Origin of the sequence: Streptacidiphilus jeojiensis (assembly GCF_042510965.1) — a bacterium.
GTDB lineage: Bacteria > Actinomycetota > Actinomycetes > Streptomycetales > Streptomycetaceae > Streptacidiphilus > Streptacidiphilus jeojiensis.
Genome location: NZ_JBEUKS010000001.1, coordinates 48,595 through 61,418 on the forward strand (window position 1 = coordinate 48,595; position 12,824 = coordinate 61,418).

Sequence of the window (12,824 nt, forward strand, 5' to 3'; positions counted from 1 at the left end):
GCCATGCCGCTGGCAGGAAAAAGTCCTCCGACTGACAGGGCGGCCACGCTGCCAATCGTGCCTGACGCCCTGCTCCCCGCCGCCGCGCCCAAGCCGGAACAAGCGGTGCCTAGCCCGGCTGCGGGCGTCCGTCCCGCTTGGCCTCTTGTGCCTCAGTCCGGCAGCCAGTGCAGCTCGTGTGCCAGGGTTTTGGCGACGGTACGGATGCGGTGGTGCAGCGGCGACTGCTCGCGTGGGAGGACCAGGTGGATCGTCAGGGTGGGCGCGCCCGCCAGCGGTCGCCAGGTGAGTGCGGCCGGTTGGGTCGTGATCGCGGCTTCGCCGGCCGGGGCGAGGGTGACTCCGTCGCGCAGGTCGTGCTGGGACATGTCGAAGGCGACTGCGGGGGTGTGGAATCGGGGCTGTGGTCGGGTGTTGTGGAACAGTGCGGCCAGCTGATCGTGGATCACGGGGTTGGCCGCGCGGTCCGGCAGTCGCAGCGGATACGCGGCCGCGTCGGCGATTTCGATTTCTGGGTGTCGGGCCAGCGGATGGTGCTGCGCCAGTTGGACCCCGACGCGCTGACGCCGCAGCAGGAGCCGGCGCACGCCACGGCCCGGCTGTTCACCGCGGGTGATCCCGGCGTCGATGCGGCCGTCGGCGACCGCGGGGGTGATTTCCGGTGTCGCCATCGGGACCGCGCCGACCTGCAGTCCGCTGTTGTCGCGGATCAGTCTGTCGACCAGGGCCGGTGCCGTCTCGGCCCCGGTGCTGAGGCTGTATCCGATGCGCAGTGTGCCCAGTTCGCCGGCCGCCGCGCTGCGGGCGGTGTCCCATGCCCGGTCCAGCGCCGCCAGCGCGGGCGGCACGCACTCCGCCAAAGCCGCACCGGCCGTGGTCAGTGCGACGCTGCGGGTGGTGCGGACCAGCAGGGCCGTACCGAGTTCCGCCTCCAGTCGGCGCATCCGAGCACTGAGCGCGGGCTGTGCGATACCGATGCGCGCGGCCGCGCGGGTGAAGTTCAACTCCTGTGCCAGCACCAGGAAGTACCGCAGGCTCACCGTGTCCGGCGCCACACGCCCTCCCCGCCGATTGATAACGATCCGTTCTGACTCTAGCCCGTACCGGTCTTTCCCTCGACCGCACATCAGGCCCTAACCTGCGCTTATCCCGAACACAGGAGGTTTCCATGGCCAAGGGCTACTGGGTAAGTGTCTACCCCGCCGTTTCAGGCCCTGAGGCGCTGACTGCCTACGACACGCTGGCCCGTCCGGCTGTCCAGGCCGGGGGCGGACGCGTCCTGTCCCGTGGCGCTCGCGTCGTCGCCCACGAGGCCGGAATCACGCAACGCGTCGTCCTGATCGAGTTCGACAGCTTCGAACAGGCCGTCGCGGCGTACGAGAGCGAGGTGTACCAGAAGGCGATGGTGGCCCTCCCCGACGGCTTCGAGCGCGACTTCCGCATCATCGAAGGCATCGACTGACCGGCGGCCGCCGGCCGGGGCCCACCGGGCAGTCCCACACCGAGTGTGGCCGCAACGTACAACCGGGGGATGCTTCAGGTGCTGGCGCGTGTGCCTGCCGAGGACATCTGTTCGCGAACGTGCCGTCCACACTGGCGCCCGCCCCGTTCGCTGGGCGAGGATGATCACGTGAAGATGCTCCCCATTCCCCATACCCAAGCCCACGCCTCGAACGTCGTCCTCGGACTCATGCGCATCGCCAACCTCCAGGACGAGGACATCAGGGCCCTGTACGGCAGCGCCCGCGACGCCGGCATCAATGCCTTCGACCATGCCGACATCTACGGCCCCACCCGGCACGCCTGCGAGGAACGGTTCGGACAGGCCGTCAAACTGACCGGCGCCGAGCGCGAGTCGGTGGTCATCCAGAGCAAGGTCGGCATCCGCCCCGGATTCTTCGACTTCTCCAAAGAGCACATCCTGCGCACCGTCGACGAGTCCCTGGCGGCGCTGGGTACCGACTACCTCGACATGCTGCTGCTGCACCGCCCCGACACCCTGGTCGAGCCGGAGGAGGTGGCCCAGGCCTTCGACGAGCTGTACGAGGCCGGGAAGGTCCGCTCCTTCGGGGTCTCCAATCACACCCCCGGACAGATCGAACTCCTCAAGACCGCCGTACGCCGGCCGCTGGTGGTCAACCAGGCGCAGCTGAGCATCACGCACTGCCCGATGATCGCTTCTGGTCTCGCCGCGAACATGGCCGGCCTGGACCAGTCCGTCGACCGCGACAACGGCCTGCTCGACCATGCGCGCCTGAACGGCATCACCGTGCAGGCGTGGTCGCCGTTCCAGAAGGGCTTCTTCGACGGCGTCTTCATCGGCGACCGGGAGAACTACCCGGAGCTGAACACCGCTCTCGATGAGATCGCCGCGAAGTACGAGGTGACGCCCACCGGGGTCGCCGTCGCGTGGATCACCCGCCACCCGGCCAACATGCAGGTCGTGCTCGGCACCACCAACCCGCACCGGGTCACCGAGTGCGCGGCCGGCTCCGAGCTTCCGCTCACCCGTGAGGAGTGGTACCGCCTCTTCCGCGCGGCCGGCCACACCCTGCCGTAGTGGATCCGGGGGTCAGCGGATCCAGCTCCGCAGTGTCTCCGAGCTGGATCCGCTGACTGTGATCAGCTGTTGGCGCCGGCTGCCACCAGCCCGTGCCGGTCATCGCTCCAGCTGTCGCTGCGGTTGCGGTGCAGGGTGAAGCGGTCGAACAGCACCGGGGCGGGGAAGGGGACCGCCGCGGTCGCGGTCGGGGTGTGGAAGTAGCTGACGGTGATGGTGGTGCGGCCGCCGGGCCGGGTGCCGGGATCGACGTCGAAGACCGCGAGGCCGTACGGGTAGGCGGTGTTCGGGTCGCGCACCGCCGACCAGGTGGCCCTCTCGGTGGCGTCCGGGTCCGCCTTGAAGGTCAGCCGCTGGGTGCGCACGGTGGCCTCGGGGATGCCCGAGGAGTCGGTGCTGCCCAGGAAGACGTCGTCGTGCGAGGCGGTGCCGCCGCCGCCCAGGATCATGTGGACGGTGCCCTTGGAGGTGTCGATCTCGCGCAGGTCGTCGTCGACCACGGCGGGCCGCAGCAGGGTGCCGGGGTCGGTGCCGCGGACCGGGTGGGTGCGCTCGTAGTCGTGGTCGTGTCCGGCCAGGACCAGGTCCACGCTGTAGCGGTCGAACAGCGGCAGGAGCTGCTCGCGGATGCCGATGTCGCCGCCGTGGCTGGACGCGGAGGAGGACATGGCGAACTGGTGCATCGTCACCACGATCCAGTCCACGTCCTTCCCGTGCCGGGCCCGGGACAGGGTCTGCTCCAGCCAGCGGACCTGGGCGCCCTGGCTGTAGCCGTGGTTGTAGACCGACTGGCCGGTGACTGGGTCGATGCTGGCGTCGTCCTCGACCACGATGTCGTTGCCGTCCACCGAGATCACCAGGACCGAGCCGACCTGGAAGCTGTACCAGTTGCCCGCGTAGTCGCGGGTGCCGTTGTCGGGCAGCTCGAAGCGGGCCAGGTAGGAGGCGTAGCCCAGCGCGCCGTTGCCCGCCTCGGCCTCGTGGTTGCCCAGTGCGGTCATCCAGGGCCGGTTCGCGGCGGAGTAGGCCATGTTGTTCATGAACGCGTCCCAGCACTGCGGCTGCAGGTACTGGTTGTTGTTGGCGTAGGCGAGGTCGCCGTTGAGCAGGTGGAACAGCGGGGCGAACTGCTCGACCTGGTGGACGGCGGTGACGCCGTTGATGGAGGACTTGCTCCAGGTGGGGTCGCCCGCGCCCAGGTCGCCGAAGCTGGTGAACCGGAACGCGGCCCTGGCCTTGCCCGGGGCGGTGCGGAAGGTGCCGCGGACCGGGGTGGCGCCGTCGTGCGAGACCTCGTAGACATAGCTGGTGTCGGGGCGAAGACCGAGCAGCCGGGCGTGGTGGGTGTAGGTCTCGACCTGGTTGAGGCCGTCGACGTAGGTGCGGGTCTCGGCCTGGACGGTGTAGCCGAAGTCGCCGCGGGCGTTGCCGATACGGACCCGGGGACGCTTGACGGAGCCGGCGGTGGCCCAGGAGACGGTCATCTCCTGTTCCGGGCGGCGCCCGTACTGCAGGTGGATCTGCTCCGGACCCGAGGTGGCGGCGACCGCAGCCTGGCTCCAGAAAAGCGTGGACAGCGGCAGCGCGGTAGCCGCGCCGGCCGCGGCTGTCGTACGCAGAACTGTTCGACGGGACGGTTGCACCACTGCTGCCACGGTCTGCCTCCTCGGCCTGGGGAATCGACCGAAGGCTGACATGATCACCAACCACCTGGGCGTCTCCCGGGGGCAGGGAAGGTGAACGGCGGACGAACGTAACAGCGACTTGGGGTCAAACAGGCTATTCACCCTTCGCGCCCCGGAACGGGGTGGTGTCCCATATGCGGAGCCGACCGGCATCCGCCCCAGCGCCACGCCCCAGCCGTACTGACACTACGTCATCGCACTGACGACGAGCAGTGGTTCCTGGGCCGACAGACCGTGCGTGGGGACACGTCCGGCCTGGGCACACGGGCGAATGACGCTTGGGCCGGCTCCGGCTAGCCCACTGGTTCAGGGGACTGTTGCCGCTGCTGCATCGTGGTACGCAGCAGGAGCGCAGCGAGGGTCGCAGCCAGGATCAGTGAGGCCCCGAGCGGCCCGTAGCCCAGTCCTCCCAAGGCCACCGGCTTGCTGAAGAAGTCTCCCGCGTTGGCGCCCAACGGGCGGCTGAGCACGAAGGCCGCCCAGAACAGCACGGCCTTCGGAGCTCGGGTGAGGCGGTCGGCGAGGACGATGAGCGCCAGCAGACCCGCGATCAACGCGGTCCCCCCGGCGAAGCCCAGTCCGGAGGTGTCTGCCAGGAAGTCCCCGGCCGAGGTGCCCAGGGTGTTGGACAGCAGCACCGCGGCCCAGTAGACCAACTCCCCGCGGCCGGGCTTGATGCGGGCCACCTCAAAAGTGAGGCCGCTGAGCCACCAGAAGGTGAACAGCGCTGCCAGGGCGAGCAGGAGGATGAGCGCTCCGGTGGCGTACCCCAGTGCGGCGGTGCGGTTCATGAAGTCGGAGATCGTGGTTCCGGCGGTGCTCGTCGTGAGGATCACGGTCCAGTACAGGGCCGGGTGGAAGGTCCGGGCTCTCAGCTGGACTGCTGCGGTGCCCAGGAATACCGCGATGAGGATCACGGAGGTGGCCGCGTAGCCGACCTTCATCGTGGTGGACACCAGGTCCCCACCGGTCTCACCGAGGGTGGTCGCACATACCTTCATGATCCAGAAGGCCATCGTGATCTGCGGAAGCTTGTTCATGGTATCCGTTCGATTCGCGCTCCCGCCCGGCCGTTGTCTTCGCGGATCCGGGTCGGGCCGGGACTTCTCGCGCCTGGCCGGGCCAAGATCAAGCAGTACGGAATCCACAACGATCCCGGCGTCCGGAGGTCACCACGACGTGCCGTCAGCAGTGGTCAGCGCGCTGCCCAGACGATGCACCCGCGTTCGTGGACGGTCAGCATGACGACGGTGCCGCCGGCCAGGACCTCTCGGGTCCGGGTGGCCCGGCAACACGTGGGCGGTGACCACACCGGCGGCGGGTCGGAGGAGTCCTCGCCACGGTGCGGCGCCACGGTCGGCGGCCAGGCAGGCTCCGCCATCCGTGGACGCGGTGGCGGTGGCGGTTGTCGCCGGGACCGAAGGCGCCCGGCCTGCTCGATGGAGACACCCAGAGCGCGGGCACGGGCCTGCAGGCGCCGCCGATCACGTCGTTCGGACATGACGACACTGTGCCCTCGCGGACCCGACTCACGCCAGCACCGTCCGCCGACACGCCGCCCACCAGCACGACCGCGGGCAGGTCACGGTCGCGGGCCGGTCACCGTCGCGGGCCGGTCACGGTCGCGGGCCGGTCACGGCATCCGCCTTGCCTCAGGTCCGCAGCCAGATCAGGTCCGGCACCCGAACCTCCCGCTCATCCGGGTGGACCGTGTAGTAGACGATCACGGGCTCGCGGCGGACGTCGACGCTGTAACGGCCGTCGCTGAGGCGAACCCCGGCCGGCGGGCGCCCAGCGGCCACAGCCGCTCCCACCTCCAGGGCCAGAGCACGCAGATAGCGCAGCAGCCCGACGTGAAGGTCGGGATCAAGTTTGCCCATGTCCGCCAGGATCTGAGTGGCCTGCGGACCGGTCCGCACCGTCCAGGGAGGCGACGGTTGACTCACGCTCCGTCACCAAGGTCATCCGGCAGCACGCTGAGGTTCTCACCGGCCATCACCTCAGCCAGGCGCTGCTCCCGGCCCGGGAGCAGCGAGAGCATCGCCTCGGCCCACCAGCGGTCGATGACGGCGTCGAGGGGCCGGCCCTGGGCGGCGGACAGCGCTTCGGCGAAGAAGGCCATCCGCGGAGCCCCGCTGAGCGCGTCGCCGATGGCCTGGATGGTGCGCGGCAGTGGTGCGACACGGGGGTCGTGGGTGTACTCCACACTCTGAGCGCTCATGTCGCACCTTTCTGTACAGGCTTCGCCCTCCACGCTAGTGCCCGACGGCGCCCTGCGGTACAGCCTGCACCCGATCCGACTGCTCTGGCGGCGTGATGCACAAGCCGGCAGGCCGGTAGCGTGGCGGGATGAGGACACGCGGGGGCGGGCTCACCACCATGACGAGCCTGGCGACGATCGCTGCACTGGCGCTGGCACTGGGCGGCTGCGGCAGCACCGGTACGGGCGGCGGCACAGGGGACACCAGTGCGACGGCACTCGGATTCAAGCAGTACGCGGGTGCGGTCGACTACCCGACGATGACCGGCCCGCACAACACCGGATACGTGGCGCCCGGCGAGGGGCTGCGCCAGCTGGTGCCGCTGGGCGACTGCGCCCTGGGCCTGGGAACGTTCGCCAACGGCTACCACTATGTGAACGTCAACTGGACCGGCAGCGCCGGCTGCACGAAGCTCTCGATCACCCCGAAGCCGACCTCTGACGACGCTACCGACGTACCCGGCTCCATGCGCAGCGGCTGGGCCGGCGGCGGCCTGACGGGTGACGTGGTGGTGCCCTGGGACGACGGTTCGCTGCTCGCGGTCGGCGCCGCCGTGACCCGTCGGGCGCCGAACGGACAGCAGACACGGCTGGCCACGCTGCCGCTGACGTTCAACGCCCACCCCGAACAGGAGACCGCCGACGACGCCTCGGTGAACACCGCGGTACGGGTGGGGTCGCGGCTGCTGATCGGCGGTGGTCAGACCATCGACAAGACGGAGACTCCGTACGTGTTCGCATCCGACGACGCGGGCCGGACCGTGAGCCGGGTACCGCTGCCGGCAGTCGACGGCCTGCCGCCGTCGACGCCCGTGGGCGACTTCGGCGTCAACGGCGCTGAGGTCGTCGCGGTCGGCGCGGCGGCGACCAACGCCTTCGACTTCCGCTCCACCGGCACGATTCCGTTCTGGCACAGCACGGACAGCGGCAGCCACTGGACCTCCGGCCAGATCGTCGGGGTGCCGCCGGGAACCCAGGTGCGCAGGGTCCTGTACGCGTCGGGCCAATGGGTCGCGGTGGGGGGCTATGCCCGGGCCGGCGCCGTCTACGACTCCCTCCCGCTGGTTCTGACCAGCCATGACGGCACTCACTGGGCCCGACTGGACACGTCCGCGATGGGCGCCGGCGAGATCACCGCCGCGACCGTCGACTCCTCGGGCCACCCCGTCCTGGTCGGCTCGGCGGTGCGGCCCAAGTCCAAGCCGGAAGCACCCACCGTGTGGTGCGGTGCCGTCTGGTTGGGTGATGCGACGCTCTCCGGTTGGAAGCGCGGCGGCCTCGGCTGCAGCCAGGACCCCCCAAGCGCGGTGACCCTTCTCTCCGACGGCCGCATACTGATCGCGGGCAACCGGGACCTCTGGCTGTCATGAGGTCCGCGACGGTCCTGTGAAGAGCATGGTCGGCGCTGGACCGGTGACCACGTGACAGCGTGACCGATAAGACCCGGAGCTGAAACAAAGGCGCGTTATCTTGCGTGCGATGAGGACTCAAAGGCCAGCCGCCGGCTGGGTGCGACGACTGGCAGCCGACCGTCCCGGCACCGTGCACGAGGTGATTCTGGACGAACTACGCGCTGTCATCCTGGCCGGACACGCGCCGCCCGGTGCGCCGATGAACATCGACGCCATCGCCCACCGGTTCACCGTCAGCCGGATCCCTGTCCGTGAGGCGTTGAAGACACTGATCGGCGAGGGGCTGGTCGACCACGCCCCACGGGCCGGGTACGCAGTCGCACAGGTGACCCGCGCGGAGCTGGCCGAGCTGTACGTCGTCCGCGAGGCGCTGGAGGCCGCGGCGCTGAGCGCGGCGGCGCAGGCGGCCACGGAGGACGACGACGCCGAGGTGGCGAAGGCGCATGAGGCGCTGTCACAGGCGATCGAGGACCACGACGCGCGCGGGCACCACCGGGAGAGCCGCCGCTTCCATCTCGCACTGGCCGGTCCCTGCCGGATGCGACGACTGCTGGGCATGTTCGAGTCGGCGTGGAACATCACCGAGCCGCTGCAGCCGATGTCCCATGTCTCACGCGAGATGACACTCGCGCTGCATACCGACCACCAGCTGATGGTCGACGCCTTCCACGCACGCGACGCCGACGCCCTGCTCGCGGTGTCCGCGGTGCACTACCGGCGGCTGCAGGACGTCGTCGCGGCGCTGCCGGTCAACGGCCTACGGCCCTGACGGATATATCCGCGCGGACATCCGGGCGCAATCTCACGTTCCTACGGTCGTTCCAACGAGCCATCGAGACATCGAGCGAATGGTCCAACCGTGAGGAGCCTGGAGATGACGGTAGAGGAAGTGGGACCGGCGGCACCGCCGGCCGGGTCGGGGGAACGCGGATACGACCCACGGCTGACCAATCAGGATCTGGCGCCGCTCAGGGAACAGCCCTGGGGTGCGTACAACATCTTCGCCTTCTGGATGTCCGACGTGCACAGCGTCGGCGGCTACATCACTGCGGGCAGCCTCTTCGCCCTGGGCCTGACCAGCTGGCAGGTCTTCATCTGCCTGATCGTCGGCATCGTCATCGTGCAGTTCTTCTGCAACCTCGTCGCCAAGCCGAGCCAGCAGGTCGGTGTGCCGTACCCGGTCACCAGCCGGGCGTCGTTCGGAGTGCTGGGCGCCAACATCCCGGCGATCATCCGCGGCCTGATCGCGGTGGCCTGGTACGGGGTGCAGACCTTCCTGGCCGCCGAGTCACTGAACATCGTGTTCCTCAAGCTGTGGCCCGGCCTGGCCCCGTTCGCGGACGTGCACCGGCACGGCCTGCTCGGGCTGTCCTACCTCGGCTACCTCAGCTACGCGATCCTGTGGGTGCTGCAGGCCGCGCTGTTCTGGCGCGGCATGGACACCATCCGCAGGTTCATCGACCTGGCCGGCCCGGCGGTGTACGTGGTGATGCTGGTCCTGTGCCTCTACATGCTGTCCAAGGCCCACTTCCACATCAACCTGGATCTGTCCGACAAGCACCTGTCCGGCTGGTCGCTGCTGTGGACGATGTGCGGCGCGACGGCCGCGGTGGTCGCCTACTTCTCCGGGCCGATGCTCAACTTCGGTGACTTCTCCCGCTACGTGGGGAAGTTCTCGCAGGTGAAGCGGGGCAACCTGCTCGGCCTTCCGATCAACTTCGTGATGTTCTCGCTGCTGACGGTGCTCACCGCCGCAGCGACGGTCCCGGTGTACGGGCAGCTCATCACCGATCCGATCGTGACCGTCCAGAAGATCGACAACACCTTCGCGATCATCCTCGGCGGCGTCACCTTCGTCACGGCCACGGTGGGCATCAACATCGTCGCCAACTTCATCTCTCCGGCCTTCGACTTCTCGCACGTCAGTCCGCAGAAGATCAGCTGGCGCATGGGCGGCATGATCGCGGCGGTCGGCTCACTGCTGCTGACCCCGTGGAACTGGTACGACAACGCCAACGCGATCTTCTGGACGCTGGGCCTGCTGGGCGCTCTGATCGGTCCGCTCTTCGGCATCCTGATCGCCGACTTCTACCTGATCCGCCGCCAGAAGATCATCGTCGACGACCTGTTCACCCTGGACGAGGGCGGCGCGTACTACTACCAGGGCGGCTACAACCCGGCGGCGGTCAAGGCGGTGGTTCTGTCCGGCGCGATCTCGCTCGCCTCGGTGATCGTGCCCAAGCTGGGCGGCGTGCTGGGCTGGCTGCCGCAGTACGGCTGGTTCGTCGGCTGCGGCTGCGGGTTCGTGACGTACTACCTGATCGCTCGCCGGGCGAACGTGGCCGGCTCGGGCCGGCGCGAGGTCCTTGCCCAACTGCCGGCCGCACCGACAGGAGCGGCGGCGTCGGCGGAGTGATGATCAAGGTCGTCAATCCGAACACCACCGAGTCGATGACCCGGTCGATCGAGGCCAGTGCCCGGCGCGCGGTCGGCCCGGGCACCAGCGTGATCGCCGTCAGCCCGGCGATGGGACCCGTCTCGATCGAGTCCCACTACGACGAGGCGCTGAGCGTCCCCGGGCTGCTCACCGAGATCACCGGCGGCGCGTCGGCGGACGGGTACGTGATCGCCTGCTTCGGCGACCCCGGGCTCGACGCGGCCAGGGAAGTCGCCTCTGGCCCGGTGGTCGGCATCGCCGAGGCGGCGATGCGGGCGGCGACCTACCTCGGCCGGTCGTTCACCGTGGTGACAACCCTGGCGCGGACGACCGGCCGGGCCCAAGAACTCGTGGACCGCTACGGCGTCCGCCCCTACTGCCGCAACGTCCGGGCCTGCGACGTGCCGGTGCTGGAACTGGAGACGGACCCCGGCGCGCGCGGCCGGATCGTCGCCGAGTGCCGCGCAGCGCTGGAGACCGACGGTGCCGAGGTGATCGTCCTGGGCTGCGCCGGGATGGCGGACCTGTGCACCGCTCTGACCGCGGAACTGGGCGTCCCCGTGGTGGACGGCGTGGCTGCAGCCGTCGCAGCGGTCGAAGGACTCCTACGACTCGGGCTCGGGACGAGCCGGTCCGGCGAGTATGCCCCTCCGCCGAGCAAGCCCTACCAGGGCGCCCTGGCGCACTTCGGCCTGGCCGACCCACGGTAGCACCGCATGCGCATCCCCCTTGATCACCTCGCCACCATCGCGTCGGTGGTGTGGGACGGGCCGCACGCAGCCGGCGATCTGAGTCATCTGCGGGATACCGCCGCCGAACACGGGGAGGCCCTGCGCCGGCGCCGCGCCGCGCCGCGCCGGGTGAGCCAGTCCCCAATCGTGCTCATCCCCCGGCGACAGGGTCCCGGCGGTACGCCCGGCGAAGCTTCGTCAGCTATGGGAGGGGGCGAGGTTGCCTTCGATGACTGTTTGGATGATCTGCGGTCGGTCCCACAGGGCCAGAACGTCGTTGGCGACGGCGACGACGGCCAGCGGGTCCTGCTGGCCGCGCACCATGATGGCGGCTGCTGACAGGCTGCGCGGAACGGCGCCCGCATCCAACAGGACGCGCCACTCCTGCGGCCCGAGCTCCAGGTACTCCAGGCCGGTCAGGTTCGCGATCTCCAGCGGATCGGCGAGCGTTCCGGGGTAGGCGGCAAGGGTGCGCAGCCGCGGCAGCCCGGTGACGGGGGCGAGGCTGACCGGCTCGTCCTCCCACACGCCGATCGACAGGACCTCCAGGCCCGGGTGCGCTGCGGCCTGGACACTGGGCACGCTGCGGACGTTGACGTGGGCAACGACCGGCGGCAGGCCGGAGTCGGCTTCCTCCCTGTAGCGGCTGGGGCGTTCCAGGACGAGGTCGGTGAGGGAGTCGGCGAGCAGGTCGGCGCCGGTACTCTTTTCATGGGACAGCAGGATGATCTGCCCGAGGTGACCGCGCGGGCCGGGAGTCAGGTCCACCGCCAGCCGGTCCCCGCCGCCGTTGTCGCCGAAGGCGATCCAGCCGGGCGAGCCGACCAGGCCCTGGACCGCGGCGCCGGGCCCGGTGACGACCGCGTTCTTCGCCCCGAACTGCCAGAGGAAGTGACGGGACGTCGCATCTGCGACGTACAGGTCATCCAAGGGGAACAACTCGCAGCCGACTGCGTGGTACACGCCGCCGGCCCTCTCGTAGTCGCCCCAGTCCTCCCACCGCGCCCGAGTCACCCGGTAGAGCACCTTCAGCTCCTCGGGCAGCGGGACACCCAGTCGTGCCTCCGTGGCAGCGATCTCCTCCTGCGTTGCCCCGACGGCGTCGGGCAGCCGCTCACGCAGCGTCCGCTCCAGCAGCGCCAGATCCACTGACGGGGCCGGCACCGCTGCGGGCACCGGCTCAGGAAGGCGGCGCCAGGGCTCGGGGACCGAGCCCTCGACCAGGACCAGCGCCCCCGGATGGGCGCTGCCGATGCCGGACTCCACCGCCGGGCTCGGCCCGAGCAGATGGAGCACCGTCCTGCCCGTTCCGGAGACTTCCGCCCGGAAGGAGATGTCGTCGATGCCGGCGTCAGCGAGCGCTCCCTGCACCCGCTGCACCGCGTCGAACTCATCTTGCACGTCCTCCACCTGGGCCGCACGGCCAGGAACCCGTCGCGGCCGCCGCAGAGCCAGACTCCAGCCGTGCCGGCCGATCCTCCCCGACACGCGCACCGACGCAGCACCGTGCCGGTCCGGACTGCTGTCCACCAGGAGCCGCAGCACGGGCGCCCACGTCGCGAAGTCATGTATCGAAAGCGAAGTGACCTTCTGATCAACCATGCGCAGACCCTACGCGCGACCACCGACACATGGCCCCGGAGAACCCGGTGTTCTGGCCGGCGGCGAGTTGGTCGGCGTGGTCGCGAGCGCCGTTCGCGCTGCACGCTTCGGAGGAGGCTGTCCGATGTCTTGCCGCC

The 12,824-nt window shown here is 69.7% G+C and carries 12 protein-coding genes; 6 read left to right on the plus strand and 6 right to left on the minus strand.

Annotation, left to right across the window (positions count from 1 at the left end; genetic code table 11):
• Positions 1 to 152: 152 nt before the first annotated feature.
• Positions 153 to 1,055 carry a LysR family transcriptional regulator gene (locus tag ABUW04_RS00245; RefSeq protein WP_380561474.1) on the minus strand — a complete coding sequence of 301 codons (903 nt, stop codon included), beginning with the start codon at positions 1,053 to 1,055 and terminating at the stop codon, positions 153 to 155.
• Between the two features lie 113 nt (positions 1,056 to 1,168).
• Here ABUW04_RS00245 and ABUW04_RS00250 point away from each other — a divergent pair, with 113 nt between their 5' ends.
• Together ABUW04_RS00250 and ABUW04_RS00255 are read left to right on the plus strand one after the other, a co-directional pair.
• A complete protein-coding gene (locus ABUW04_RS00250; RefSeq protein WP_380561476.1) occupies positions 1,169 to 1,462 on the plus strand; it encodes a DUF1330 domain-containing protein in 294 nt (97 codons plus the stop codon).
• Between the two features lie 174 nt (positions 1,463 to 1,636).
• Positions 1,637 to 2,560, plus strand: coding sequence for an aldo/keto reductase (locus ABUW04_RS00255; protein ID WP_449341748.1), 924 nt, complete (start codon positions 1,637 to 1,639; stop codon positions 2,558 to 2,560).
• Between the two features lie 62 nt (positions 2,561 to 2,622).
• Here ABUW04_RS00255 and ABUW04_RS00260 read toward each other — a convergent pair whose 3' ends face one another.
• The 4 genes from ABUW04_RS00260 to ABUW04_RS00275 all read right to left on the minus strand — a co-directional run bounded on the left by ABUW04_RS00260 (position 2,623) and on the right by ABUW04_RS00275 (position 6,466).
• Positions 2,623 to 4,215: a purple acid phosphatase family protein gene (locus tag ABUW04_RS00260; RefSeq protein WP_380561480.1), complete on the minus strand. Its 1,593-nt coding sequence runs from the start codon at positions 4,213 to 4,215 to the stop codon at positions 2,623 to 2,625.
• A gap of 323 nt (positions 4,216 to 4,538) precedes the next feature.
• On the minus strand, positions 4,539 to 5,285 hold the full coding sequence (locus tag ABUW04_RS00265) for a COG4705 family protein (protein WP_380561482.1): 747 nt from the start codon (positions 5,283 to 5,285) through the stop codon (positions 4,539 to 4,541).
• Between the two features lie 612 nt (positions 5,286 to 5,897).
• A complete protein-coding gene (locus tag ABUW04_RS00270; RefSeq protein WP_063757472.1) occupies positions 5,898 to 6,125 on the minus strand; it encodes a hypothetical protein in 228 nt (75 codons plus the stop codon).
• A 62-nt stretch (positions 6,126 to 6,187) separates the two neighbouring features.
• Entirely contained in the window at positions 6,188 to 6,466 is a 279-nt protein-coding gene (locus ABUW04_RS00275; protein WP_030252524.1) for a hypothetical protein, read from the minus strand.
• A gap of 128 nt (positions 6,467 to 6,594) precedes the next feature.
• Here ABUW04_RS00275 and ABUW04_RS00280 point away from each other — a divergent pair, with 128 nt between their 5' ends.
• The 4 genes from ABUW04_RS00280 to ABUW04_RS00295 all read left to right on the plus strand — a co-directional run bounded on the left by ABUW04_RS00280 (position 6,595) and on the right by ABUW04_RS00295 (position 11,064).
• Positions 6,595 to 7,875, plus strand: a complete 1,281-nt coding sequence (locus ABUW04_RS00280; RefSeq protein WP_380561484.1) for a hypothetical protein — start codon at positions 6,595 to 6,597, stop codon at positions 7,873 to 7,875.
• Between the two features lie 109 nt (positions 7,876 to 7,984).
• A complete protein-coding gene (locus ABUW04_RS00285; RefSeq protein WP_380561486.1) occupies positions 7,985 to 8,686 on the plus strand; it encodes a GntR family transcriptional regulator in 702 nt (233 codons plus the stop codon).
• A gap of 105 nt (positions 8,687 to 8,791) precedes the next feature.
• Positions 8,792 to 10,333, plus strand: coding sequence for an NCS1 family nucleobase:cation symporter-1 (locus ABUW04_RS00290; RefSeq protein ID WP_380561488.1), 1,542 nt, complete (start codon positions 8,792 to 8,794; stop codon positions 10,331 to 10,333).
• Positions 10,333 to 11,064, plus strand: coding sequence for an aspartate/glutamate racemase family protein (locus ABUW04_RS00295; RefSeq protein WP_380561490.1), 732 nt, complete (start codon positions 10,333 to 10,335; stop codon positions 11,062 to 11,064). Before ABUW04_RS00290 ends, ABUW04_RS00295 begins: the two co-directional genes overlap by 1 nt.
• A gap of 219 nt (positions 11,065 to 11,283) precedes the next feature.
• Here the strand turns inward: ABUW04_RS00295 and ABUW04_RS00300 are convergent, their stop codons facing one another.
• Positions 11,284 to 12,687 carry an SMI1/KNR4 family protein gene (locus ABUW04_RS00300; RefSeq protein WP_380561492.1) on the minus strand — a complete coding sequence of 468 codons (1,404 nt, stop codon included), beginning with the start codon at positions 12,685 to 12,687 and terminating at the stop codon, positions 11,284 to 11,286.
• Positions 12,688 to 12,824 lie beyond the last annotated feature (137 nt).